This is a genomic window from Mesorhizobium sp. M8A.F.Ca.ET.181.01.1.1 (genome assembly GCF_004792025.1).
GTDB lineage: Bacteria > Pseudomonadota > Alphaproteobacteria > Rhizobiales > Rhizobiaceae > Mesorhizobium.
Genome location: NZ_SRTV01000007.1, coordinates 324,090 through 348,578, shown reverse-complemented (window position 1 = coordinate 348,578; position 24,489 = coordinate 324,090). Strand labels below are relative to the sequence as shown.

The following is a 24,489-nucleotide window of genomic DNA, read 5'->3' as shown; positions in this document are numbered from 1 at the left end:
GAAGATAGCCTATTTGCACTTGGCGATCGAGGACAGCGCCGCCGAAATACCCTTCAGCGAGAAGACATAGTTCGTGGGATTGCCGCGGCCCGATTTCGCCGACACCTTCATGTCGGTGCCGGTCTTCATCGCCGCGATCAGCACCGGCTCCTCGGCGGCGTTCTCGACCCAGGCCGATTTTCCGCGCGTGAACATCGAGAAGGTCTTCTTGTCGATGGTGACGGTGGCCTTGGAGCCTTCCTGGAAATTGTAGCCGGCGATGAACTGCGGCTCATAGGATACCTGCTGGCCGGGCCGCTGGCTGACGAAGAAGAACATGTCGCCATGGTCGAGCGTCGGCGGCTGCTTGTCGGTCGGCACGGTCAGCACGTAGCAGACCTTGCCGCCCGACGCCTGGTAACTGTAGGTGCCCCAGGCATTGTGCTGGCCGATCTTGGTCGCCTGCTGCGCCAGCGCCGGCGCTGCCGAGGCGGCCAGGACCAGGCTCGAAACTAGTGCAATCAATCCGCGCATCGTTTTTCCCGTATTCCAAATGGTGCGGAGGCGGGCCGCATGGCGTCCTGCCGTCGGTTCATTTTGATTTAATCTGGGTTACCAAACGGTGAAGTTCCCAAGAGAAAAGGACCCTCACCCCAGGAAACCGCCGCCATTTCCGCGCCGCCGCCTTGTCAGCGGCCGGCACGGCGTCCCTTTGGTGACTTGGAGGCCACGAAAACGGCAAGAGTTTGACTTTTGACGCGCCGCTGAACGCCCGATCCAGTAGCCGGGCCGACGCGGCGGGACTTTAGCCCTTGTCGGCGATGGCGTCCTTGGCGGCCTGCCGGTGCGCGGGCGTGATATGGGCGCTGACGGCGGTGATCGCGGCGGTCAGCACGGCGATGTCGTCGGTGAAGCCGAGACCGAAGATGAAGTCGGGGATGAGGTCGACCGGCAGGACGAAATAGCCGAGCGCGGCCACCAATATGCCCTTGGCGCGAAGCGGCGTGTTCTTGTCCATGGCGCAGTAATAGGCGGCGACGACGTCTTCCATGAACGGAATCTGCCGCGCGGCCTTCTTGGCCGTGCGCCAGAACTTTTCGCGCACTTCGCCCTCGCCGCCCAGCCTGTCGCCAAAGCCGAAAAAGTCAAAACCGGGTTGTTGCGCCATCAATCTCTCCTTGCGGGTCCCATGCGCGGACTGGCGCATGCTCGCGGATCAAAATGTGGTGAAAGCCGGACCCGGCTGCAAGATGCCGGTGCCGATTTGGCGGGTCCGCGCCCGGCCCAGAGCATGGACAGCCGGTGTTCAGCCGCCGAAATAGCGGTTCATCTTCTTGGCCAGCTCGATATCGAGCGCCGTCACGCCGCCAGCGTCATGCGTGTTCAAGGTCACGTCGACCGTCTTGTAGACATTCGACCAGTCGGGATGATGGTCCATCTTCTCGGCGGCGAGCGCGACGCGGGTCATGAAGGCGAAGGCCTCGGAGAAATTATTGAAGGTAAAGGTGCGGCCGATCGAGGCGCCGTCCTGTGCCAGCGCCCAGCCGTCAAGTCCAGTCAGCGCTGCTTCGGCGGCTTCCCTGCCCAGTTTCTCTCTCGTCATGTCCGCTTCCCGTGCTATTGCGCATGCGCTGAAGTCGCCACCATAGCGCCGGATCCATGATCGCGAAGCCCATAAATTCCATTCTTTTCGTCTGCCTCGGCAACATCTGCCGGTCGCCTCTGGCCGAAGGCGTCCTTCGCGCCGTGCTGGCGGAGCGCGGATACGGCAGGGATATGGTGCTCGACTCGGCCGCCACCAGCGGCTGGGAGGTCGGCTCCGCCCCGGATCCGCGCTCGATCGCGGTCGCGGTGCGCCAGGGTATCGACATCTCGCGGCAGCGGGCGCGCAGGATCACACCGGCGGATTTTCACCGCTTCGACCTGATCCTCGGCATGGACCGGTCCAACGTCGCCGATCTGAAGGCGCTGGCGCCGGCGGCGGTGCGCGACCGCGTCCACCTGTTTCTGGAATTCGCCGAGGGAGAGCCGCGCGATGTGCCGGATCCCTATTATGAGGACCAGGAAGCGTTTGCTTCGGTCTACCGCATGATCCGCGAGGCGTCCGAGGCGCTGGCGACACGGCTGGCGGCGCGGGTATCGACGCCTGACAGCGGCCAGGCTTCCTCGACGATATAGGGGCCGCCGCCGACCGAATCGCGCGACGACATCAGCACGAAGCGGCCGATGCGGAAGGGCAGCGTCGAGAAATTGCCGCGCGCCGACAGATATTGGGCGACGTCGAGCGGGCTCGAATTGCGCAGCCTCGCCAGGGTGATGTGCGGCGTGAACTTGCGCGGATCGGCGGCCAAGCCGAGCCGCTGGCAGATGCGGTCGATCTCGCCCTGCAGGGCGCTCAGATCCGGTGATGGGGCGACGCCGGCCCACACGGCGTGCGGCTTCTTCTGGCCGAAAGCGCCGACACCCGACAGCGTCAGCGAGAAGGACGGGCGGTGCACCCGGTCCAGCGCGTTGGCGATCTCGTCGGCGACATGACCCTCGACATCGCCGATGAAGCGCAGCGTCAGATGGTAGTTTTCGACATCGATCCAGCGGGCCCCGGGCAGGCCGCCCCGGAGCAGGGACAGCGAAAGGGCAGCGTCACGCGGAATTTCGAGGGCGGTGAAAAGACGCGGCATGAAGAGCCTCCCTTCCTCGAATCGAACTGTCACCTGTAGCGAATCATCGATAGCCTGATCGAGCAAGAGGTTTATTGGTCACAGTCATTGCTAAAAACTTCCCTAACGGAAAGCGATTCCTGGCGGCCTCACGACCCTCCCGGGGCCGCGGCGATGGCCTTCTCGACCGTCGGCAGGATGCGCTCGACCATCAGGTCGACACCCCCGGCGTTCGGATGCAGCCCATCCTCGAGCTGCAGGGTGGGCTGGCCGGCGACGCCCTCGAGGAAGAACGGGTAGAGCGGCACAGCGTATTTGCCGGCCAGGTCCGGAAAGATGGCGTCGAAGGCGTTCTGGTAGTCGGCGCCGAGATTGGGCGCGGCGCGCATGCCGGCCAGGAGCACGGCGATCTTGCGCTCCTTGAGCTTGCCCAGCATGGCGTCAAGGTTCTTCCGGGTGATGTCGGGCGAAACGCCGCGCAGCATGTCGTTGGCACCGAGTTCGAGGATCACCAGTTGCGTGCCGTCGGGCACCGACCAGTCGAGCCGCGCCAGGCCGCCGCTGGAGGTGTCGCCGGAGACGCCGGCATCGGCGACGGTGACGTCGTGGCCCCTGGCGCGAAGGGCGGCCTGCAATTTGTCTGTAAAACCCTGGCCCGGGCCAAGACCGAACCCCGCCATCAGGCTGTCACCGAAGCCGACGATCTTGAATGGCTCGGCGCGCGCCGACGAAATGGCGCCGCAAATGGCGAGGAAAACGATCAGGCCTGCGGCAAAGCGGCGTTTGAAAGACATGCGGCAAGCCCCATATGACAGAGAATTCTTCCGGCGATGGCTTGCGACAGGCAGAGCCTCCCTCCCCATATAGGACGCTTTCATTTTGACAGAAGCCGTCATCGCGCTGAAAGATGTATCCCTGACACTCGGCGAAGGCGCTTCGTCCGTCCATGTGCTGAAGGGCGTCAGCCTCGAGGTGGCGCGCGGCGAGGCGACTGGTATCGTCGGCCCGTCGGGGTCCGGCAAGTCCACATTGCTGATGGTTCTGGCAGGGCTGGAGCGGGTCGATTCGGGTACGGTACGAATCGCCGGCGAACTGCTCAACGGCAAGACCGAGGATCAAATCGCTTCGTTTCGTGGCCGAAACATTGGCATCGTGTTTCAGTCCTTCCACCTTATCCCCAACATGACGGCGCTCGAAAATGTCGCGGTGCCGCTGGAATTGGCCGGCCACGCGGATCCGTTTTCGGTGGCGGAGCGGGAACTGGCGGCCGTGGGCCTCAGCGACCGCGTCACCCACTACCCCGGCGAGCTCTCCGGTGGCGAGCAGCAGCGCGTGGCGATCGCGCGGGCGCTGGCGCCATCGCCGCGCATCCTGATCGCCGACGAGCCGACCGGCAATCTCGACCAGGCGACGGGGCGGCAGGTCGCCGACCTGCTGTTTGCCAAGGCGGCCGAGCGCGGCATGACGCTGGTGTTGGTCACCCATGATCCGGCGCTCGCGGCGCGCTGTTCGCGCCAGGTGTCGATGCGCTCCGGCAGGATCGAAGCGCCGGCGCCGATCAAGGTCATTGCCTGATGCCGCTGGCGCGGACATTGAAGCTCGCCATCCGTTTCTCGCTGCGCGAGATGCGCGGCGGCCTGTCCGGGTTTCTCATCTTCCTCGCCTGCATAGCACTCGGCGTCGCGGCCATCGGCGGCGTCAATTCGGTGGCCCGCTCCATCACCGCCGGTGTCGCCGATCAGGGCCAGACGCTGCTTGGCGGCGACCTTCGCTTCCAGATCAACCAGCGCGACGCCAGCCAGGCCGAACTTGGCTTTCTCGACGGGCTGGGCGTCGTTTCGCACACCGCCGGCATGCGCTCGATGGCGCGCCTGGCCGACGGATCCGACCAGGCGCTGGTCGAGGCCAAGGCGGTCGACGATGCCTATCCGCTCTATGGCGCGCTGGAAACCGAACCGGCGCTGACGAAGCAGGAACTGTTCGGCGGGCAGTTCGGCGTTTTCGGCGCTGCGGCACCCGACCTTCTGTTCGAACGGCTGCATCTCAAGATCGGCGACCGGCTGAAGCTCGGCACCGCCATCTTCGAACTGCGCGCCAGGCTGGTGACCGAGCCCGACGCGGTCTCCGACGGCTTCGGCTTCGCGCCAAGGCTGATGATCTCGACAGAGGGCCTGACCGACACAGGGCTGATCCAGCCGGGCAGCCTGGTCGAGAATGCCTACAAGGTCCGGCTGCCCGCCGATGCCGACGAGGCGCGGCTCAAGGCCATCCAGGACCAGGCGGCCAGGGATTTTCCGGAGGCCGGCTGGTCGATCCGCACGCGCGGCAATGCCGCCCCGGCGTTGTCTTCCAACATCGAACGCTTCTCGCAGTTCCTGACGCTGGTAGGGCTCACCGCGCTGGTGGTCGGCGGCGTCGGCGTCGCCAACGCGGTGCGTGCCTATCTCGACGGCAAGCGCGGCGTCATCGCCACTTTCAAGAGCCTGGGGGCATCCGGCGGCTTCGTCTTTGCCGTCTACCTCGTGCAGATCCTGATCATCGCCCTGATCGGCATCGGCGCCGGCCTGGTGCTGGGTGCGCTGATGCCCTTTGCCGCAAGTGCGGCCCTGCAGTCCGTCATTCCGGTGCCGGCGCGAGGCGGCTTCTATCCCGGCGCGCTCGCCATGGCGGCCCTGTTCGGCCTGCTGGTGACGCTCGCTTTCGCGCTGCTGCCGCTCGGCCGCGCCCGTGATGTGCCGGCGACCGCGCTGTTCCGGGAGATGGGGCTGGAAGGCCGCGGCCTGCCGCGCGCCGTCTATGTCGTCTGCGCGCTCGGCATCGCGCTTTTCCTGGCGGCGCTGGCGATCCTGTTTTCGGGCGACCAGCGCATCGCCTCGATCTTCGTCGGCGCCACGCTCTTTGCTTTCCTGGTGCTGCGTCTCGTCGGCGCGCTGGTGCAATGGGCAGCCAGGAAAAGTCCGCGCGTGCGCTTTGTCGCGCTCAGGCTCGCCATCGGCAACATCCACCGGCCCGGTGCGCTGACGCCGTCCGTGGTGCTGTCGCTGGGGCTTGGACTGACACTCCTGGTGACGCTGGCGCTGATCGACGGGAATCTCAGGCGCCAGATCTCCGGCAACCTGCCGGCGCGGGCGCCCAACTTCTTCTTCGTCGACATCCAGGGCAGCGAGGTCGATGCCTTCTCCGCGCTGATCGCAAAGGAGGCGCCGCGGGGAGCGCTGGCCAGGGTGCCGATGCTGCGTGGCCGGGTGATGGCGCTCAACGGCGTCGATGTCGACAGGGTCAAGGTGCCGGCCGAGGGCGCCTGGGTGCTGAAGGGCGATCGCGGCTTGACCTATGACGCCAGGCAGCCGGAAAACACGACGCTGACCGAGGGCAAATGGTGGCCGGACAATTATGCCGGCGAGCCGCTGGTTTCGTTTTCCGACAAGGAAGGCAAGGAAATCGGGCTGAAGCTCGGCGACACCGTCACCGTCAATGTGCTTGGCCGCAACGTCACGGCCCGGATCGCCAATTTCCGCCAGGTCGAATGGGAGACGATGGGCATCAACTTCGTCATGGTGTTTTCGCCCAACACATTCGCGGGCGCCCCACATGGCTGGATAGCGACGCTCACAGAAAAGAGCGCGTCGACGGCCGATGACGCGCGCGTCCTCAACGCCGTCACCCGCGCTTTTCCGGCCGTGACGACGGTGCGGGTCAAGGACGCGCTCGAGATCGTCAACCGGCTGGTCGGCCAGCTCGGCACGGCGATCCGGGCGGCGGCCGGCGTGGCGCTGATCGCCTCGGTTCTGGTGCTTGCCGGCGCGCTTGCCGCCGGCAACCGGGCGCGCATCCACGACGCAGTGGTGCTGAAAACGCTCGGCGCGACGCGCACGACGCTGATATCGGCCTTCTCGCTGGAATACATGCTGATCGGGCTCGCCACCGCCATCTTCGCGCTCGCCGCCGGCGGTGCAGCCGCCTGGTACATCGTCGCGCGCATCATGGCCTTGCCGTCGCATTTCATGCCGGAGGTCGCGGTCGCCACGATCGCCTTTTCGCTGGTGATCACGGTCGGCATCGGCCTTGCCGGCACCTGGCGGGTGCTCGGCCACAAGGCGGCGCCCGTGCTGCGCAACCTCTGATTCGCCGGTCCGGCGCGCCTGCCCCGGGTTAAATCTTGGTAAGAATACCGTCCGAAACGGCCGGCGAAGCGGCATTTTAGCCTGTCACGAACCGTTACAACAGGTTACGGACTTGTTCTTGACGCCAAGAACCATCATATTCCGCGCAGGCATGCTGGAGCCCCGCCAGCGGCGCCTGGGTCCGCAAGAGGCCCGACACCGGACGGGGCAGAAGCAACAGAGGATTTCCAATGGCTGATCCCATTCGCAATTATCAGACGTCGGCGGTGCCCGGCATCCGTGCCGACATCGACCAGGGTCTGCGCGCGTATATGATCAAGGTCTACAATCTGATGGGGCTCGGTCTGCTCATCACCGGCCTCGCCGCCATCGGCACGATCATGCTGGCCACCACCACCGACCCGGCCTCGGCCGTCGCGACGCTGCCGAGCGGCGAGATGCTGACCTCGTTCGGCTACGCGATCTTCGGTTCGCCGCTGCGCTGGGTTGTCATGCTGGCCCCGCTGGCCGCCGTGTTCTTCCTGTCGTTCAGGATCCGGTCGATGAGCGTCGCCGCCGCGCAGACGACCTTCTGGGTCTATGCCGGCTTGGTCGGCCTGTCGCTGTCTTCGATCTTCCTGGTATACACCACGGCAAGCATCTCGCAGACCTTCTTCGCCACCGCCGCCGCTTTCGGGGCGCTGTCGCTGTTCGGCTACACCACCAAGCGCGACCTGTCGGCGATGGGCTCGTTCCTGATCATGGGCGTGTTCGGCATCATCATCGCCTCGGTGATCAACATCTTCCTGCAGTCGTCGGCGCTCACCTTCGCCGTATCGGCGATCGGCGTGCTGGTGTTCGCCGGCCTCACCGCCTACGACACGCAGAAGATCAAGGAAATGTATTTCGAAGGCGACGCGTCCGATGTCGCCGGCCGCAAGGCGATCATGGGCGCGCTGTCGCTCTACCTCGACTTCATCAACCTGTTCATGTTCCTGCTCCAGTTCATGGGCGACCGTCGCTAAGGGTATTGGACCATCACTTTCGCAAGGGCGGTCCAATGGCCGCCCTTTTCTTTTGTGCGGGCCTCTGCTGTTGTTGAAGGCACAAAAGAGGTTTGCATAAAGAATGAGCAACATCGTGATCAGGCCGGCGACCCCGGCCGACCTCGACGCCATCACCGAAATCTATGCCGACGCGGTCGCCAACGGCACGGCGAGCTATGAACTGGAGCCGCCCAGCCGTGCCGAGATGGGGACGCGATTCGCCACGCTCGCGGCCGGCGGCTTTCCCTATCTGGTGGCGGAGAAGGACGGCGCCGTGCTCGGCTATGCCTATGCCGGCCCCTTCCGGCCGCGCCCGGCCTATCGCTTCATCGTCGAGGATTCGGTCTATGTCGCGCCTGACGCCAAGGGCCAGGGCGTCGGTCTCAAGCTGATGCAAAGCCTGGTCGCCGCGGTCGAGGCGGCGGGCTTTCGCCAGATCGTCGCGGTGATCGGCGACGGCCGCGCCGACAGCGCCTCGGTCAGGTTGCACGAGAAGCTCGGCTTTCGCCATTCCGGCCGCCTCGAAGGCTCCGGCTATAAGCATGGGCGCTGGCTGGACACGGTGTTCATGCAGCTATCGCTGAACGGCGGGGCATTGGTCGCGCCCGATCCGGATTCGCTGCCGGAGCGGAGGTTCAGGCTCGGAGGGAAATGAGAAGAATGGGAATTGAAGAATTGAGGAATTGAAGAACTGGAGAAATGTCAGGCGCTTAGCGCTCTTTTCTCCAATTCCTCATTTCTTCAATTCCTCAGTTCCCCTTCACGCCTCGACCACCTTCAGCTTCGGATCGAAGACGCCAAGCACGCGGCCAAGCTCCTGGCCGCGTTTGAGGATACGGCCGCCCGCCGCGATGACGGCGAAGGCGCCCTGTTTGCGTGCCAGTTTCGGATCCTTGACGATCTGGAACAGCGGCACTTCGCTGGCGCGGCGAAAGACGGAAAAGACGGCGCGGTCGGTGAGATGATCGATGGCGTAGTCGCGCCATTCATTGGCGGCGACCATGCGTCCGTAGAGCCTCAGGATCAGATCCAGTTCACGCCGGTCGAAGCGGACCGGCTGGTCGAGGCGTTCACGTCGCGCCTCGTGTAGCGGGATCAATATTGCGGATGCGTCTCCATCCCCCATCCCGCCGCCGTCATCAGTCATGCCTCGATCCCTCAAAATGAATCTTTGCCAACCAAAGTTGGCCCCTTCGCACCGCAATTGCAAGAGCCGGCGAAGCGGAGGCGGCGGTGCGCCGTTTCCGTCGCGTCCAGTCACGTTTGTGAAACGCATGTTGGAATTGGTGATGCTTCGCCACATTTCTGCCTTTTTTTATCCGCGCTCATGCCCCAATGTCCGACGAATTTACCGGCGTTGCCTGAGACGGTTCGGTCCGGCACCGGCTCGTAAACCCCAAGCCCCCCGCCCACGGGTCTGCGTCGGATCGAACCAACCTCGGTCTTTTCCTCGGAAAAACCAGGTGCGACGATCCCAAAACCTAAATGACCGGCGTCAGAGCAAGCTGACGTCGGTTTTTTCGTTTTTGGACCTTTTTTCAACCCGGACCGTGGCGAGCGTGGGAAGCCGGCGCAGGCTCGAAGCAGCCAGCCCTCACATCGCGACTCAATTCCGCCGACCCTGCTTGCCATCTGCCGTCTCACTTAATAGGGTGTTAAGTGGAACGGAGACAGCAATGCCACGCGCATCGGACTCCACGGCAAAACAGTTGGATGGTGTAGCGGCCGCGCCGGAGGCGGGCGGCGTCGGCCCTCGCATCAAGGCGTTGCGCACGGCACGGCGCGTCTCGCTGCGCCAGCTCGCCGACATGACCGGCACGACGGCGAGCTTCATCAGCCAGCTCGAGCGCAATCTATGCGGCGCCAACACCGGCACGCTGCTCAAGATCGCCGGCGCTCTAGACCTTGGCATCAACGATCTGTTCGAGGACAATGCCCGCCCCTTGCACAAGGTCCTGCGGCGTGAGGAACGGCCGGTCGTCCCGGTCGGCAGGTACGGCCGCAAGATGCTCCTGTCGCGGCGGCCGATCCACCAATTCGAGGCCTATGCCGGCCATTTCGAGGTGGGCGGCTCGACCGGCGACGAGACCTATGCCCATAGCGGCGAGCACGAAATGTTCATGGTGCTCAAGGGCACCGTTGAACTGACACTCGCCGATGAGCGCCACGTCATGCACGAAGGCGACAGCGTCGAATACGCAACCTCGGTGCCGCATCGCACGGTCAATATCGGCGACACGCCGGCGGAGGTGCTGTGGATCATCGCCCCGCCGACCGCCGGCGCGTTCGAACTCGATCAATACAGGTCCGGAAACCGCTCGCGTCCGGGTGAATGAAAACACATGCGAGTTCTGCAATGGAAAAACTGGCGCTCGCCCGTCGCGGCGTTGCCGGTGACGGCCGCAACCGGCTCACGGGGCGCATCGGCGAAGCGATCTACCTCGGTTCGGGCTCCAAATACGAGGTCGATCTGGCCGACGGCTCGAAAGCGATCGTGCGCTCGACGCTGGAAGCAGACAGTTTTGCCATCGGCGACGAGGTCGATGTGCTGTTCGCCGGCAGCGACGTGAAGCTGCTCGCCGATGACGACAAGGCCGACCTTACGCTCACCTGATTTCGGAACGGATTTCAAAAAATGCAAGCCAAGCACAATGGCGACGTGTCGTTCTGGTATGCCGATATCGGCGGCGTGCCGGCCTATCGCCCGTCCCTGCCCGGCGACATCGAGGCCGATGTCTGTATCGTCGGCGCCGGCTACACCGGCCTGTGGACCGCCTACTATCTGAAGAAGGCGCAGCCCGCGCTGCGCATCGCCATCGTCGAGAAGGAGTTCGCCGGCTTCGGCGCTTCGGGCCGCAATGGCGGCTGGCTGTCGGGCGGCTTCAGCTGGTCGCGCGAGAAATACGCAAAAACCTCGTCGCGTGGCGCCGTGATCGACATGCAGCGCGCCATGTTCGGCACGGTCGACGAGGTGATCGCGGTGACGGAAGCCGAGGGCATCGACGCCGATATCCGCCGTGTCGACAACATCACCGTCGCCACCAACGCCGCGCAATTGCAGCGCGCCAGGGCCGAATACGAGGAGCTGCTGAGCTGGGAGATGCCGCCGGAGCGGCTGGCCTTCCTCGACGCGCGGGAGGCGCGCCAGCGCATTGCCATCGACAAGGTGCTGAGTGCTTTCGTCGTGCGCAACGTCGCGCGCGTGCAGCCGGCCAAGCTGGTCCAGGGTCTGGCGGCGGCGGTCGTGCGGCTCGGCGTGCCGATCTACGAGCAGACACAGGTGCTGGCGATCGAGAAGGGCAAGGTCACCACCACCAGGGGCATCGTGCGGGCGCAGAAGATCGTCCGCGCCACCGAAGGCTTCACGGCGGGCATTCCCGGCTATGAGCGTCTCTGGCTGCCGCTCAACAGCGCCATCGTGGTGACGGAGAAGCTGCCGCAGAAGCTCTGGGACGCGATCGGCTGGAACGGCTACGAGGTGCTGGGCGATGCCGCCCACACCTATTGCTACGCGCAGCGCACGCGCGAAGGCCGCATCGCCATGGGTGGCCGCGGCGTGCCCTACCGCTTCGGTTCACGCACCGATGTGCGGGGCCGGACCCAGCAGGCGACCATCGACCAGCTGCAGGAGGTGCTGACCAGGCTGTTGCCGCAGACCAAGGGCGCGCGTCTCGACCATGCCTGGTGCGGCACGCTCGGCGTGCCGCGCGACTGGTGCACGACTTCGGGTTTCGATAGGGAAAGCGGCATTGGCTGGGCCGGCGGCTATGTCGGGCTCGGTGTGTCGAGCTCCAACCTGTCGGGCCGCACCTTGTGCGACCTGGTGCTCGGCCACGACACCGAGTTGACCCGGCTGCCCTGGGTCAACCGTACGGTCAAGAAATGGGAGCCGGAACCGCTGCGCTGGCTCGGTGTGCACACCATGTACCAGCTCTATCGCATCGCCGACCGGCGTGAAGCAAACGGCCTGGGCCGGACCTCACGCCTTGCGGCCTTTGCCGATCGCCTGACCGGGCACTGACGATGTGCAGCGGTTTCCGTCTGGAACCGCGCCGAACCGCGTGACGTTACAGTTTTCGATCGAGGGAGGTCTCGGATCCGGGCTTGTGAATGAAAGCCGCACCCAGGATGGGACCTGGCAGGCCATCCTTGCCGACCGACTGCAGAAGCACGGCGCAACCGCCCTTCTTGGTGATCTCGCTCAGCGGCAATTCGTAGCGCTGCGCCTTGCCGTGCCACATGCCGGCGGTCTGGATCCCGGTCACCGCGTTCCAGTAGGTCATCTTGCGGCCGGAGTTCTCACCCTCGGCGATCTTGACCGTCTGCGGAGGCTCGAAATAGACGATGACGACATGGGCGTCGCTGGGGCCCGCCCCGGCATCGCCGGCGTCTATGATCACGCGGTCGCTGGTCCGGCTGACCTTGATAGCGACGCGCATGCCTTCGCCGCCCCGCGCCATGCGGGCAAGCGCGCCGTCGACTTCGCCGCGGTTGGCGCCGTTGACGTGGACACGGCCATTGATGACCGCTTGCGGCGTGTACACGGAGCGGCTGCCGAAGGCGCGCATATAGTCGTTCTGGCGCTCGGTATTCTCTTTGTGGCTCAGCGTGTCCCGCCAGCCGAGATAGTCCCAATAGTCGACGTGATAGGAGAGCGCGACGAGGTCTTCCTGGACAGCAAGTTCGGCGAAGAAGGCATCGGCCGGCGGACAGGAACTGCAGCCCTGGCTGGTGAAAAGCTCAACCACGCCGAGCGGCTTCTCCAGCTGGGGCTTGTCTGCCTGGGCCCTCTCGGTCTCGCCGGCATGGCCAGCGCCGGCAAAAGCCGGGAAGGCCAGCGCGAAGGCTGCCAGCCACAATGATCGTCGCGAGGCCATGACCATTCCAATTCCCGCCGGTGATGCCGGCTTTGTTCTGCTTTGCCGAAATATGTGGCAGAACGGGAAGTCAACGGGAAGTCACGTTGCGGTGAAATTTTACCGCTGCAACCGTGGGGTAAGGCCGCAATAGGGGAAGCCACTGCATTTCAGGGCGTGGTTCGATTCGGCGGCGGCATCATCCCCATGTGGCAGGTTCTCCTCACCCCCGTCGATCTCTATTGCGAGCGAACCGGCCGTGGACTTTGGTCCGAGCCGGTCAATGCTTTGACGAACCTTGCCTTCATCGCCGCAGGACGGGGGAGTAGGGGAGTAGGGGAGTAGGGGAGTAGGGGAGTAGGGGAGTAGGGGAGTAGGTTACCCATCCCCAGCTAGTTCCCTACTCCCCTACTTTCTACGCTGCCAGATCGCGCAGCACGTATTGCAGGATGCCGCCGTTCTTGAAGTAGTCGAGCTCATCCAGCGTATCGATGCGGCAGATGATCGGCACGTTCTTCACCGTGCCGTCGCCATAGGTGATCTTGGCGGTCATCGTCTGGCGCGGCTTGATGGCGCTCAAGCCATCGATCTCGACCAGCTCGTCGCCCTTGAGGTTGAGCGAGGCCCAGGAGGTGCCTTCCTCGAAGACGAAGGGGATGACGCCCATGCCGACCAGGTTCGAGCGGTGGATGCGCTCGAAGGACTGGGCGATGACGGCGCGGACACCAAGCAGGTTCGTGCCCTTGGCCGCCCAGTCGCGCGACGAGCCGTTGCCGTATTCGACGCCGGCGAAGATGACCAGCGGCACGCCTTCCTTCTTGTATTCCATCGCCGCGTCGTAGATCGATTCCTCTTCCTTCGTGGGATAGTGGATGGTGTAACCGCCCTCGCGGCCATTCTCGCCCAGCATGTGGTTGCGGATGCGGATGTTGGCGAAGGTGCCGCGCATCATCACCTCATGGTTGCCGCGCCGCGTGCCGTACTGGTTGAAGTCGGCGACGCCGACGCCATGGTCGGTGAGGTATTTGCCGGCCGGCGAGGCGGCCTTGATCGACCCGGCGGGCGAGATGTGATCGGTGGTGATCTTGTCGCCGAACAGGCCGAGCACGCGGGCGCCCTTGATGTCGCCGATCTTGCCGAAACCTGATGTCATGCCGGCGAAGTAGGGCGGGTTCTGCACATAGGTCGAATTGTTGTCCCAGGCATAGGTCTGGCCTTCCGGCGCCTTGACGTTCTGCCAGTACTCGTCGCCCTTGAAGACGTCGGCATATTTGCGGGCGAACAGCTCGCGGGTGACGTTCTTCTCGATGAACTCCTGGATCTCGGCCGAGCTTGGCCAGATATCCTTGAGATAAATCGGATTGCCATTCTTGTCGTCGCCGAGCGGCTCTGATGTCAGGTCCTTGGTGACGGTGCCGGCGAGCGCGTGGGCCACGACCAGCGGTGGCGAGGCGAGGTAGTTCGCCTGCACGTCGGGAGAGACGCGACCTTCGAAGTTGCGGTTGCCGGAGAGCACGGCGGCAGCGATCAGGCCTTTGTCGTTGATGGTCTTGGAGATCGGCGCCGGCAGCGGGCCGGAATTGCCGATACAGGTGGTGCAGCCGAAGCCCACCAGGTTGAAGCCGATCTGGTCGAGCTCCTTCTGCAGGCCCGACTTTTCCAGATATTCGGCCACCACCTGACTGCCGGGGGCCAGCGAGGTTTTTACCCACGGCTTCTGCTTCAAACCGAGGCGGTTGGCGTTGCGGGCAAGCAAGCCGGCGCCGATCAGCACGCTCGGATTCGAGGTGTTGGTGCACGACGTGATGGCGGCGATGACGACGTCGCCATGGCCGAGGTCATGGTCGGTGCCTTCAACGGCGTAGCGCTTGGAGATTTCCGCCGCCTTCTTGTACTCGGTGTCCATCGCCTTGGCGAAGCCGGCCGGAATGCCTTCGAGCGCCACACGGCCTTCCGGGCGCTTGGGGCCGGCCATGGACGGCACGACGCTGTCGAGTTCCAGTTCGAGCAGGTCGGTGAAGACCGGATCGGCGGAACCGGCCTCGCGCCACATGCCTTGCGCCTTGGAATAGGCCTCGACCAAGGCGATGCGGTCCTCGCTGCGGCCCGACATTGTGAGGTAGCGGATGGTTTCCGAATCGACCGGGAAGAAACCGCAGGTGGCGCCGTATTCGGGCGCCATGTTGCCGATGGTGGCGCGGTCGGCCAGCGTCATGTTGGACAGACCGGGCCCGAAGAACTCGACGAACTTGCCGACGACGCCCTTCTTGCGCAGCATCTGGGTGACGGTGAGCACGAGGTCGGTGGCGGTGACGCCCTCCTTGAGCTTGCCGGTGAGGCGGAAGCCGATGACTTCGGGCAACAGCATGGAAACCGGCTGGCCGAGCATGGCCGCCTCGGCCTCGATGCCGCCGACGCCCCAGCCGAGCACGCCAAGGCCGTTGATCATGGTGGTGTGCGAATCGGTGCCGACGCAGGTGTCGGGATAGGCTGTGGTTTCGCCGTCCTCGGTGCTGGTCCACACGACCTGGCCGAGATATTCGAGGTTGACCTGGTGGCAGATGCCGGTGCCGGGCGGCACGACGCGGAAGTTGCGGAACGCCTGCTGGCCCCATTTCAGGAATTTGTAGCGCTCTTCGTTGCGCTCATATTCGAGTTCGACATTGCGGGCGAAGGCCATCGGCGTGCCGAACTCGTCGACGATGACGGAATGGTCGATGACGAGGTCGACCGGGACCAGCGGGTTGATCTTCTGCGGATCGCCGCCGAGCGAGGCCATGGCGTCGCGCATGGCGGCGAGATCGACCACGGCCGGGACGCCGGTGAAATCCTGCATCAAGACGCGGGCCGGGCGGTAGGCGATCTCGACGCCGGCGGTGCCCTTGTCGGTCAGCCAGCCGGCCACCGCCTGGATCGATTCCTTGGTGACGGAGCGGCCATCCTCGTTGCGCAGCAGGTTTTCCAGCAGCACCTTCATCGAATAGGGCAGCTGGGCAATGCCGGTGAGGCCGTTCTTCTCGGCCTCGACGAGGTCGAAATAGACATACTCGGCGTCGCCCGCTTTCAGCGTGCGGCGGCAATTGAAACTGTCGAGGGATTTTGACACGTGCGATCCTTGTCTGTTCAGCCTGAAAGGGAACGGACGCCGATGGCATGCAATCACGCGCAAAGGTGCGGGTACGGCCATTTCCGCTGTCCGCTCCCAAGCAACCCGAGCCGTTCAAGGCGGCGCGTGCGCTGGTTCGGCGCTAATTCTGTTCCCGTGCCGACCGCTGGCACGGATGACCCGCATATAGAGAATTTTCTGGAATAGTTCTAGACAGTTGCAAAGCAAATTTGTGCGATGCGGCAGCGGCCGTGCCGCTTCGTTCGAGGGACAGGCAAGGGATGCGGCTGATCGCCGAAAATCTGGGCGGCGAGCGCGGCGGCGAGGCGGTGTTTTCCGGCATCGGGTTTGCGTTGGAGGCGGGGCAGGCGTTGGTCGTCACCGGGCCGAACGGCTCGGGCAAATCGACCTTGCTCAGGGTGGTCGCCGGGCTACTGCCGAAAGCCGCAGGCCGCCTGCTGCTCGAAGGCGGCGGCGACGCATTCCCGTCGATCGCGTCGGCCTGCCACTATCTCGGCCATCAGAATGCAATGAAGACGGCGCTGAGCGTGGCGGAGAATTTGCGCTTCTGGCGGGAGTTCCATGGCGAAGGCCGGCTCGGTGTCGAGGAGGCGCTGGAAACGGTCGGGCTGGGCGGCATCGGTCATTTGCCGTTCGGCTATCTCTCGACCGGGCAAAGGCGCCGCGCGGCGATCGCCAAGCTTTTGGTCAGCCATAGGCCGCTGTGGCTGCTGGACGAGCCGACGGCGGGCCTGGACAAGGCTTCGGAGGGAAGGTTCGCGGGGTTGATGCAGGAGTATTGCGCGGAAGGCGGGATGATAGTCGCGGCGACGCATCTGCCGCTGGGGTTGGAAGGGGCGCGCGAGCTGCAAATGAGGGTAGGCCATTGATTTCCGTGCTCTACGGCGCCCCCCTCTGGCCTGCCAGCCATCTCCCCCACGAGGGGGGAGATTGGTGGCTTCGGCGCCTCGCTCATCTTGGCGACGCTAGTGATTGGCGAAAGCCGAACCGACGGCTGATCTCCCCCCTCGTGGGGGAGATGTCCGGCAGGCCAGAGGGGGGCGTGACGGAACGCCTTCTTCAACCGGGGACCACATCGTAATGTGGTCCCTCTTAGCCCGCGACATCCGCCTCAATATCCGTGCCGGCGGTGGCGCGTTGACCGGCGTTATCTTCTTCCTTGCCGTCATCGCCACCATCCCCTTCGGGGTCGGGCCGGACCTCAAGCTCTTGGCCCGCATCGGCCCTGCGATCCTGTGGATCGGCGCCTTGCTTGCCTGCCTGCTCGGCCTCGACCGGCTGTTCCAGGCCGACCGCGAGGACGGCGCGCTCGATCTGCTGGTGCTCGGCCACGACCGGCACATGCTGGCGCTGACGGTGCTGGTGAAATGCGTCGCGCATTGGGCGGGAAGCGTCTTGCCGCTGGTGGTCGCCGCGCCCCTGCTCGGCCTGTTCATGAACATGGAACCGGTCGCCATCGGCGCCACGGCACTGACGCTTCTGGTCGGCACGCCGGCCATCACCTTCATCGGCGCCGTCGGCGCCGCGGTGGCGGTGGCGCTGCCGCGCGGCGGGCTGTTGATCTCGGTGTTGGTGCTGCCGCTGACCATTCCGGTGTTGATCTTCGGTGTTTCGGCAAGCTACGGGGCAACGGCGAATCCCGATCCGTTCCTGCAGCCTTTCCTCATTCTTGCCGCGCTGACGTTGTTTCTTGCGGTGCTGGGCCCCGTGGCCGCGGCGCTGGCGCTGCGCCATGGCACGGATTGAGGCGGCCGCGAGCGGCAGAGGCTGCGGCGCGGCGGCAGATTGCGCGGCCCGTGGCGCGAGGTTAAGGGAAGGCATGAGCGAGCGCAGCGAACGGACCGGGTTGGCGAGCGGCATGCCAGGGAGGCGGCCGGCATGAGCCCGCACGCACTCTACGTCACCGCCGCCTATGCCATCACCGCGATCGTGCTGGCCGGGCTGATCGGCTGGATCCTGCTTGACCAGCGGGCACGCAAGCGCGAACTCGCCGAACTCGAGGCGGCCGGGGTGCGGCGGCGCTCCGACAAGACCGGGGCGGGAAAGCCGTGAGCAGCGAAATCGAAACGCGGACGCGTCGCCGCCTGTTCGTGTTCTTGCCGCTGCTGGTTTTCCTCGGCCTGGCCGGCCTGTTCCTGTCGCAGCTTCTGTCGGGACGCGATGTCTCGGAAGTGCCATCGGCGCTCATCGGCCTGCCGGCGCCGCAGACCAGTCTGCCGGCGCTGGAGGGGTCAAACCTGCCGGGGCTCGATTCGAAAGCCTTCGCCGGCAAGGTCACTCTGGTCAACGTCTTTGCGTCGTGGTGCGCGCCGTGCCGGGAAGAGCACCCGGTTCTGTTGGCGCTGGCGCAGGACAAGCGGTTCACGATGGCGGCGCTGAATTACAAGGACCGGCCGGAAAACGCCCGCCGCTTCCTCGGCGACCTCGGCAATCCGTTCCAGGCGATCGGCGTCGACGAAGCCGGCCGCACGGCGATCGACTGGGGCGTCTATGGCGTGCCGGAAACCTTCGTCATCGGCAAGGATGGCAAGATAGCCTACAAGCATGTCGGCCCGCTGACGGCGGAGTCGGCGAGGGATCTCTTGCTGCCACAGATTGAAAAAGCGCTGGGCGTACCGAACTGACAACTCCAACTCGCCTTCGTCATCCTAGGGCGAAGCAAGGAGCGAAGCGACGCGGCGCAGACCCCTGGAGCTGCTTTGCAGCCCAAGGGATCCATGCCGTGATATTAGTGACAGGCAAGGCGGATCAGGATAAGGGACTCTTCGCCGCTGATAGAACCGCTATTCCGAGCCGCTGCATGCTTCGTTTGAAGTCGCGGCATGGATCCTCGGGTCAAGCCCGAGGATGACGAAACGCGGTGGGGCTCAGCCGTAGATCTGCTTGTGGATCTGGTAGAGCATTTCCGAGCGGTCGGCGCGCATGTCGGCGAGGTCGCGGCTGGAGAAGCTGTCGATTTCGGCGACGAGGCGGTTGTAGTGCTTGCGCTTGGCGATGCTGCTGCGAGCGCGGGTCATCAGGTCATTCAAGATCATAGCAAGGTTCCTTCTGTGCCGCATTCTCGCGGCGGGTTCTTCCTCCCTTGATCGATACGGAGCATGACATAGTAATGGTGCATTGCAAAAAGAAGATGTTGCAATGCACCATTGCACTGCGCGCATAGCCGGTTAATGGCGTCCTAAGGAACGTCCCGCCGTTTTGTCTTACAAATTGCTGATACCCCGTCTTGCCAGATCGATCGCGGGCTGGCTTGATCCGGCGTCACGTGATGCCGGGAGGAAATGCATGGCGGCCGCAGACTATTACGAAATTCTCGATCCGCGTTTCGCGCGCCTGTTCAATGGCAGCGCGCAAGTGGAGAAACTGTTCACCGGCTGCCGCTGGGCCGAAGGGCCGGCCTGGTTCGCCGCCGGCCGCTATGTCGTGTGGTCGGACATTCCGAACAACCGCATGCTGCGTTATGACGAAACCGACGGCAGCGTCAGCGTGTTCCGCCAGCCCTCGGGCAATTCCAACGGCAACACCGTCGACCGGCAGGGCCGGCTCGTCACCTGCGAGCATTCGGGCCGCCGCGTCAGCCGCACCGAGCATGATGGCTCGGTCACCACCATCGCCGCCAAATGGAAGGGCAAGCGGCTGAACTCGCCCAACGACGCGGTGGTGAAATCCGACGGCTCGGTCTGGTTCACCGACCCCAGCTACGGCATCGACACCGACTATGAGGGCGACAAGGCCGAGAGCGAGATCGGCGCCTGCAACGTCTACCGGGTGGATCCCGACACGGGCGAGGTCGAGGCCGTGATCACCGACATGGTCAGGCCGAACGGGCTTGCCTTCTCGCTCGACGAAAGCCTGCTCTATGTCGTCGACACCGGCCGCACGCATGGCGCTGAGAACCCGGCGCATATGCGGGTGTTCAACGTCGGCAAGCACGGCAAGAAGGTTTCCGGCGGCAAGGTCTTCGCCGACTGCACATCAGGCCTATTCGACGGGTTCCGGCTCGACGCCGACGGACGCATCTGGACCAGCGCTGCCGACGGCATCCACTGCTACGATCCGGACGGCACGCTGATCGGCAAGGTCAAGGTGCCGGAGGTGACCGCCAATTGCGTGTTCGGCGGCACCAAGCTGAACTGCCTCTACATCGCCGGCACCACCTCGCTCTATTCGGTGCGGCTGATGGTGAATGGGGCCAAGACTTTTTGAGGCTGCTCGCAACTTTTCTCTGGCGGCCCTTGTTGGCGCTTCTGCGGATAGCCGCGGCACCCGCTTCGCCGCGGCTTCCGCAGCCGCCATTATTTGCTCCGCCGGAGCGGAGTTCGAAGCAGTCCGCCGATGGTATCAGGCACAAATCAATGGGAGGACGTCATGCCATTCGTCAACATCCGCATCGTCAAGGAAGTGATCGCCGCCGATCCGGCAGGCAAGAAGGCTGACATCGCCAGAAAAGTCACGGCGGCCATCATGGACGCCACCGGACTCGGCAATGACGACGTCTGGGTGGTGTTCGAAGAGGTCAACGCCCGCGACTGGTATGTCGGTAAGACCGATGTCGAGACCTTGCGGAAGGGGTAGATCGAAGGAAGGCGAAGTCCTTTCCACTTCGTCATCCTAGGGCGAAGCAGTCGCGAAGCGACGTCGCGGAGACCCTAGGATCCATGCCGGACCTTTCGAACGTCGCGGCGGTGCAGTTTCCGTCTGTGATACGGTCAGTGTACTAGCCACGTCGGGGTGCCTGTTCTGAACCGCTGCATTCTTTGGCAAATGTCACGGCATGGATTCTAGGGTCTGCGCCGCGTCGCTGCGCTCCTTGCTCCGCCCTAGAATGACGAAGTCGCATGGTTGGCCGCTAAAGGATCAAGGCTAGCGTATGAAATCTGCGAAACCGGACAGCGCATTGCGCATTGCCAGCACCTTTTCCGGCTCAGCCAAAATGGCCTCCATCTCCGCTGGCTTCTTCCCGAGCAGGGCGATCTCCAACCCACCATCATGCAGCGCGAACGACATGGTCCGCATGATCTCGGCCAAAGCGGCTCGGGCATAGAGCGAACGCGGCGAGGCGTGGGCCAGCATGGCCGGCTTGTCGACGGCGGCGTCGCGCGAGACCAGCCAGTCGAGCGCGTTCTTCAGTCCGCCCGGCACGCCATGCGCATATTCGGGGCAGGAGACGATGACGCCGTCGGCGCGGGTGACGGCGTCGATCAGGTCGGAGGCTTCGCCCGGTGTTCGCTCGCCCTCGTCGTCGGGGTTGAAGATCGGCAGGCCGCGAAGTCCGTCATAGACGGTGATACGACAGCCCTCGGGCGCGTTCAGCGCCAGTGCCGCGACCAGGGCCGAATTGGTGGAGGCCGCCCGCAGGCTGCCTGAGATGGCAAGAAGGTGGAGCAAGATGGATAGGTCCGGGCGAATCGTGGGCCGAAAACCCTACCACATCGTCTGCTTGTACTCGTCGTCCAGCCAGCGGTCGGTCGCCTCGGCCGAATCGGCCAATGCCAGTTGATCGCGCAGGATCTGGCCGAGCGTCGGCAGCGTGGCACGGTCGTACCAGCTCTCGGGCTTCCACAGATCGGAGCGCATGAAGGCCTTGGCGCAATGCATGTAGGCGGCCTTGACGGCGACCACGATGACGCTTTGCGGCTCCTTGCCGTCGACCGCGAGGCGCTCGCGCAAAGTGGCATCCACGGTGATGCGGGCTTCGCCATTGAGGCGCAGCGTCTCGTTCATGCCCGGGATGAGGAAGAGCAGCCCGACCGAGGGATTGCGCAGGATGTTCTCCAGCGTATCCAGCCGGTTGTTGCCGGGCCGGTCGGGAATGGCGATCGTATTCTCGTCGAGAATGGCGGTGAAGCCGGGCTTGTCGCCTTTCGGGGTAACGTCGGCATTGCCTTCGCCATCGGACGAGCCGATCAGCACGAACGGGCTCTTGCCGATGAAGGAGCGGCAATGGCCGTCGAGCGCCTTCAATTCCTTGCGGATCGAACCATCGGTCGGGCGCGGCGTCTTGTAGATCGTCCGCAGCTCTTCCTGGGTGGTGACGAATTCCATGGCTCTCCCCTTTATTCCCTGCCTTATTTGCCGGCTTTCTCTTCCCCGCCGGCTTTGTCGTCGAGCGAATGGCGCAGGATGAGCGGCATCTGGCTGAAGGTGAACAGAAGCGTTATCGGCATGATGCCCCAGACCTTGAAGGTAACCCAGGCGTCGGTGGAAAAATTGCGCCAGACCACTTCGTTGACGATGGCCAGGAACAGGAAGAACAGGCCCCAGCGGAAGGTGAGCTTGCGCCAGCCTTCGGCATCGAGTTTGAAGGCGGACTCGAAGACATAGCCGAGCAGCGAGCGGCCGAAATACAGGCCGCCGAGCAGCACCCCGCCGAACAGCGTGTTGACGATGGTCGGCTTCATCTTGATGAAGATGTCGTCCTGCAGATAGAGCGTCAGCGCGCCGAAAATGAAAACGACGACGCCAGACACCATCGGCATGATCGGCAGGGTGCGGGTCAGCAGCCATGAGGCGATCAACGCGATCGCGGTCGCGGCCATGAACAGGCCGGTGGCGACGAAGATCGGACCGCCGAATTCGGCCAGCACCGGAAATTTCTGCGTCAGCCACTCGCCGCGCGCATTGGCGAAGAAAAAGACGAGCAGCGGCCCCAGCTCCAGCGCCAGCTTGAGCAGGGGGTTGATGCCTTCCTTCTTCTCTTTCTGCGGGTCGGACGGATCGCGTTCGAGAATGGGTGGGTTCATGGTTTCCTTCTTACGCACGATCCAATCCGGAAGCCTCACTTCCGGCATCGTGCCTGTTCAAGCCACTCCAGCGATCGCCCTGGCGAATTCGCTTGCGGAAAACGGTTCGAGGTCGTCGACTTGCTCGCCGACGCCGATGAAATAGACCGGCAATTTGTGCTTTGCCGCGATCGCCACCAGAATACCGCCGCGCGCCGTGCCGTCCAGCTTGGTCATCACCAGGCCGTTGACGCCGGCGACATTGCGGAAGATTTCGACCTGGTTGAGCGCGTTCTGGCCGGTGGTGGCGTCGACTGTCTGCAGCACGGTGTGCGGCGCTTCGGGATCGAGCTTACCAAGCACGCGAACGATCTTTTCCAGCTCGGCCATCAGTTCCGTCTTGTTCTGCAGCCGGCCGGCAGTGTCGATGATCAGCACGTCGGAGCCCGCCTCCTTCGCCTTCTCGAAGGCGTCGTAGGCAAGGCCGGCGGCATCGGCGCCGAGCTTGGAGGCAATGACGGGCGATTTCGTGCGTTCGCCCCAGATCTTCAGCTGTTCGATGGCGGCGGCGCGGAACGTGTCGCCGGCGGCCAGCATCACCGACAGGCCGCCATCGGTCAGCTTGGCGGCGAGCTTGCCGATGGTCGTGGTCTTGCCGGTGCCATTGACGCCGACCACCAGGATGACATGCGGCTTGTGCGAGAGATCGAGCTCGAGCGGCTTTGCGACCGGGGCGAGCACCTTCTCCACCTCGGCCGCCATGACGGCGCGCACCTCGGTATCGGAAACATCCTTGCCGTAACGGCTCGAGGCCAGTGAATCGGTGACGCGCAGCGCCGTCTCCACGCCAAGATCGGCGCGGATCAGCACGTCCTCCAGGTCCTGCAGCGTCTCCTCGTCCAGCTTGCGCTTGGTGAAAACGCCGGCAATGTTGCCGGTCAGCTCGCGCGACGACCGGGCAAGTCCGTCCCGCATGCGCTGGAACCAGGACCGCCTCGGCGCCGGCTCGGGCGCCTTCTGCACTTCGGCCTTCTGCTCGACCTTCCTGGCCACCGTCACCTTGCCGGGAGCGGGTTTGGGCTCCGGGGCGGGTTGTGGGATCGATTGAGGCTCGGGCGCGATCTCGGCAATGACCGGCTGGGTTTCGACGGGTGCCGGCTGGCGGATAGGTGACGCGATTTCCGCCGATGGAGCGGTTTCGATCGGAGATGGGATGGTTTCCGCAGGCTGGCGCTGCCCCTCACCCTCTCCCAGTGAAGGACGGAGAGAGGGAGGCGTCAGCGTTGAGCTTTTCTCCTTGACGTCGCCAAGAGGGGCGCCGGCATCGCGATCAGCTCCGTTCTCCTCGTCCCTATGCGGGGAAAAGGTGCCGGCAGGCGGATGAGGGGCAGCGCCAGCCTCTGAAGTCGGCTGCTCGGAGGCGGCCGTCGACTGAGGGGCTTCAACCGGCGACGCCGGCGGCACTTCGACCGGTGCGGGCATGTCGGCCGGCACTTCGACTGGGGGCGCCGGCACTTCCACAGGCGCGGGTTCGGGTTGCCTCTCCGGACGCGATGGAACGATCTCCGGCTCGGATGGCGCGGGCGGAATCTCCCGCGGCCGCCGTTCGGGCGCGGGCTCCGGAACGACGGGCGGCTGCGGCACTTCTTCGGGCGCCGGCGGTTCAGGCGTCTGGGGCGGGGCTGCCGGTTTCTCTTCCGGCGCAGGCTCCGGCTGCCGTTCCGGTTCTGACGGAACGGTAGGCTCCGGCGGGGGCGGAATGGTGGGGACAGGTTCGGGCTTGGGCTCCTCGGGCTCCGGTCCAGGCGCGGCCGCCGGCGCGGCTTCCGCCACAGCCTCCTCCCGCTTCAAAAACTCCGGCACGGCCTGCTCGGCCGCCGGCTTCAGCGCGTCGAGCTGATCCCATTTGATCGGCGGGAGGGGGGCGGTCTCGTCGATGCGCTCCTCGACGACCTCCTTCTTGCCGAACGAAAATATCTTCTTGAAAAAACCAGCCATG

Annotated in this window: 27 protein-coding genes; 14 read left to right on the top strand and 13 right to left on the bottom strand. The window is 64.5% G+C overall.

The window, feature by feature from the left end; translation table 11 throughout:
* Positions 1 to 9: 9 nt before the first annotated feature.
* The 3 genes from EN824_RS24905 to EN824_RS24895 form a co-directional block, all read right to left on the bottom strand.
* Positions 10 to 513 (bottom strand): invasion associated locus B family protein, encoded by a 504-nt coding sequence (locus tag EN824_RS24905; protein ID WP_127278701.1) that lies wholly within the window; start codon positions 511 to 513, stop codon positions 10 to 12.
* Positions 514 to 784: 271 nt separating this feature from the next.
* Complete coding sequence (locus tag EN824_RS24900) at positions 785 to 1,147, bottom strand: YkvA family protein (RefSeq protein WP_127278702.1); 363 nt, start codon at positions 1,145 to 1,147, stop codon at positions 785 to 787.
* A gap of 138 nt (positions 1,148 to 1,285) precedes the next feature.
* The gene (locus EN824_RS24895; RefSeq protein ID WP_127278703.1) at positions 1,286 to 1,582 is read right to left on the bottom strand and encodes a 4a-hydroxytetrahydrobiopterin dehydratase; all 297 of its coding nucleotides are present in this window, start codon (positions 1,580 to 1,582) and stop codon (positions 1,286 to 1,288) included.
* Positions 1,583 to 1,638: 56 nt separating this feature from the next.
* On the opposite strand from EN824_RS24895, the gene EN824_RS24890 reads away from it, so the two are divergent.
* Positions 1,639 to 2,157 carry a low molecular weight protein-tyrosine-phosphatase gene (locus EN824_RS24890; RefSeq protein WP_135932798.1) on the top strand — a complete coding sequence of 173 codons (519 nt, stop codon included), beginning with the start codon at positions 1,639 to 1,641 and terminating at the stop codon, positions 2,155 to 2,157.
* Here EN824_RS24890 and thpR read toward each other — a convergent pair.
* Entirely contained in the window at positions 2,061 to 2,657 is a 597-nt protein-coding gene (gene thpR, locus EN824_RS24885; RefSeq protein ID WP_135883779.1) for an RNA 2',3'-cyclic phosphodiesterase, read from the bottom strand. The two genes, EN824_RS24890 and thpR, sit on opposite strands and share 97 nt — an antisense overlap.
* Positions 2,658 to 2,785: 128 nt before the next feature.
* Positions 2,786 to 3,430 (bottom strand): arylesterase, encoded by a 645-nt coding sequence (locus tag EN824_RS24880; protein ID WP_135930002.1) that lies wholly within the window; start codon positions 3,428 to 3,430, stop codon positions 2,786 to 2,788.
* Positions 3,431 to 3,515: 85 nt separating this feature from the next.
* Between EN824_RS24880 and EN824_RS24875 the strand changes: the two genes are divergently transcribed.
* The 4 genes from EN824_RS24875 (at position 3,516) to EN824_RS24860 (ending at position 8,440) form a co-directional block, all read left to right on the top strand.
* Complete coding sequence (locus tag EN824_RS24875; protein ID WP_135883781.1) at positions 3,516 to 4,211, top strand: ABC transporter ATP-binding protein; 696 nt, start codon at positions 3,516 to 3,518, stop codon at positions 4,209 to 4,211.
* Positions 4,211 to 6,760, top strand: a complete 2,550-nt coding sequence (locus tag EN824_RS24870) for an ABC transporter permease (RefSeq protein ID WP_135932797.1) — start codon at positions 4,211 to 4,213, stop codon at positions 6,758 to 6,760. Before EN824_RS24875 ends, EN824_RS24870 begins: the two co-directional genes overlap by 1 nt.
* 230 nt (positions 6,761 to 6,990) lie before the next feature.
* On the top strand, positions 6,991 to 7,764 hold the full coding sequence (locus EN824_RS24865; protein WP_135932796.1) for a Bax inhibitor-1/YccA family protein: 774 nt from the start codon (positions 6,991 to 6,993) through the stop codon (positions 7,762 to 7,764).
* A gap of 103 nt (positions 7,765 to 7,867) precedes the next feature.
* Entirely contained in the window at positions 7,868 to 8,440 is a 573-nt protein-coding gene (locus tag EN824_RS24860) for a GNAT family N-acetyltransferase (RefSeq protein WP_127872800.1), read from the top strand.
* A gap of 105 nt (positions 8,441 to 8,545) precedes the next feature.
* Here EN824_RS24860 and EN824_RS24855 read toward each other — a convergent pair whose 3' ends face one another.
* Positions 8,546 to 8,932 (bottom strand): DUF2794 domain-containing protein, encoded by a 387-nt coding sequence (locus tag EN824_RS24855; protein WP_127279199.1) that lies wholly within the window; start codon positions 8,930 to 8,932, stop codon positions 8,546 to 8,548.
* 529 nt (positions 8,933 to 9,461) lie between these two features.
* On the opposite strand from EN824_RS24855, the gene EN824_RS24850 reads away from it, so the two are divergent.
* The 3 genes from EN824_RS24850 to EN824_RS24840 are packed head-to-tail and all read left to right on the top strand — an operon-like array spanning position 9,462 to position 11,806.
* A complete protein-coding gene (locus tag EN824_RS24850; protein ID WP_135932795.1) occupies positions 9,462 to 10,121 on the top strand; it encodes an XRE family transcriptional regulator in 660 nt (219 codons plus the stop codon).
* A gap of 20 nt (positions 10,122 to 10,141) precedes the next feature.
* Positions 10,142 to 10,399, top strand: coding sequence for a TOBE domain-containing protein (locus EN824_RS24845; protein ID WP_245521007.1), 258 nt, complete (start codon positions 10,142 to 10,144; stop codon positions 10,397 to 10,399).
* 21 nt (positions 10,400 to 10,420) lie between these two features.
* Positions 10,421 to 11,806 (top strand): FAD-binding oxidoreductase, encoded by a 1,386-nt coding sequence (locus EN824_RS24840; protein ID WP_135932794.1) that lies wholly within the window; start codon positions 10,421 to 10,423, stop codon positions 11,804 to 11,806.
* 46 nt (positions 11,807 to 11,852) lie between these two features.
* On the opposite strand, the gene EN824_RS24835 is transcribed toward EN824_RS24840, so the two are convergent.
* On the bottom strand, positions 11,853 to 12,668 hold the full coding sequence (locus tag EN824_RS24835) for a thioredoxin family protein (RefSeq protein ID WP_127279203.1): 816 nt from the start codon (positions 12,666 to 12,668) through the stop codon (positions 11,853 to 11,855).
* A gap of 388 nt (positions 12,669 to 13,056) precedes the next feature.
* A complete protein-coding gene (acnA, locus tag EN824_RS24825; protein ID WP_135932793.1) occupies positions 13,057 to 15,747 on the bottom strand; it encodes an aconitate hydratase AcnA in 2,691 nt (896 codons plus the stop codon).
* A 281-nt stretch (positions 15,748 to 16,028) separates the two neighbouring features.
* Here acnA and ccmA point away from each other — a divergent pair, with 281 nt between their 5' ends.
* The 4 genes from ccmA (at position 16,029) to EN824_RS24800 (ending at position 18,392) form a co-directional block, all read left to right on the top strand.
* Positions 16,029 to 16,637 (top strand): heme ABC exporter ATP-binding protein CcmA, encoded by a 609-nt coding sequence (ccmA, locus tag EN824_RS24820; RefSeq protein ID WP_135932814.1) that lies wholly within the window; start codon positions 16,029 to 16,031, stop codon positions 16,635 to 16,637.
* Between the two features lie 211 nt (positions 16,638 to 16,848).
* Positions 16,849 to 17,514 (top strand): heme exporter protein CcmB, encoded by a 666-nt coding sequence (ccmB, locus tag EN824_RS24810; protein WP_127872807.1) that lies wholly within the window; start codon positions 16,849 to 16,851, stop codon positions 17,512 to 17,514.
* 132 nt (positions 17,515 to 17,646) lie between these two features.
* Positions 17,647 to 17,820 (top strand): heme exporter protein CcmD, encoded by a 174-nt coding sequence (gene ccmD, locus EN824_RS24805; RefSeq protein ID WP_127280270.1) that lies wholly within the window; start codon positions 17,647 to 17,649, stop codon positions 17,818 to 17,820.
* Positions 17,817 to 18,392, top strand: coding sequence for a DsbE family thiol:disulfide interchange protein (locus EN824_RS24800; RefSeq protein ID WP_135932792.1), 576 nt, complete (start codon positions 17,817 to 17,819; stop codon positions 18,390 to 18,392). The genes ccmD and EN824_RS24800 overlap by 4 nt, the downstream gene beginning before the upstream one ends.
* A 243-nt stretch (positions 18,393 to 18,635) precedes the next feature.
* Here the strand turns inward: EN824_RS24800 and EN824_RS24795 are convergent, their stop codons facing one another.
* A complete protein-coding gene (locus tag EN824_RS24795) occupies positions 18,636 to 18,803 on the bottom strand; it encodes a hypothetical protein (RefSeq protein ID WP_127280268.1) in 168 nt (55 codons plus the stop codon).
* Between the two features lie 250 nt (positions 18,804 to 19,053).
* On the opposite strand from EN824_RS24795, the gene EN824_RS24790 reads away from it, so the two are divergent.
* Both EN824_RS24790 and EN824_RS24785 read left to right on the top strand, forming a co-directional pair.
* Entirely contained in the window at positions 19,054 to 19,974 is a 921-nt protein-coding gene (locus tag EN824_RS24790) for an SMP-30/gluconolactonase/LRE family protein (protein WP_127872809.1), read from the top strand.
* Between the two features lie 162 nt (positions 19,975 to 20,136).
* Positions 20,137 to 20,343 (top strand): 4-oxalocrotonate tautomerase family protein, encoded by a 207-nt coding sequence (locus tag EN824_RS24785; RefSeq protein ID WP_127280266.1) that lies wholly within the window; start codon positions 20,137 to 20,139, stop codon positions 20,341 to 20,343.
* A 288-nt stretch (positions 20,344 to 20,631) separates the two neighbouring features.
* Here EN824_RS24785 and EN824_RS24780 read toward each other — a convergent pair whose 3' ends face one another.
* The 4 genes from EN824_RS24780 to ftsY are packed head-to-tail and all read right to left on the bottom strand — an operon-like array spanning position 20,632 to position 24,488.
* Entirely contained in the window at positions 20,632 to 21,156 is a 525-nt protein-coding gene (locus EN824_RS24780) for an NADPH-dependent FMN reductase (RefSeq protein ID WP_127872810.1), read from the bottom strand.
* 36 nt (positions 21,157 to 21,192) lie between these two features.
* The gene (locus EN824_RS24775; protein ID WP_127872811.1) at positions 21,193 to 21,813 is read right to left on the bottom strand and encodes a pyridoxamine 5'-phosphate oxidase family protein; all 621 of its coding nucleotides are present in this window, start codon (positions 21,811 to 21,813) and stop codon (positions 21,193 to 21,195) included.
* Between the two features lie 23 nt (positions 21,814 to 21,836).
* Positions 21,837 to 22,511: a septation protein A gene (locus tag EN824_RS24770; RefSeq protein WP_127872812.1), complete on the bottom strand. Its 675-nt coding sequence runs from the start codon at positions 22,509 to 22,511 to the stop codon at positions 21,837 to 21,839.
* Positions 22,512 to 22,568: 57 nt separating this feature from the next.
* Positions 22,569 to 24,488 (bottom strand): signal recognition particle-docking protein FtsY, encoded by a 1,920-nt coding sequence (gene ftsY / locus EN824_RS24765; RefSeq protein ID WP_127872813.1) that lies wholly within the window; start codon positions 24,486 to 24,488, stop codon positions 22,569 to 22,571.
* Position 24,489 lies beyond the last annotated feature (1 nt).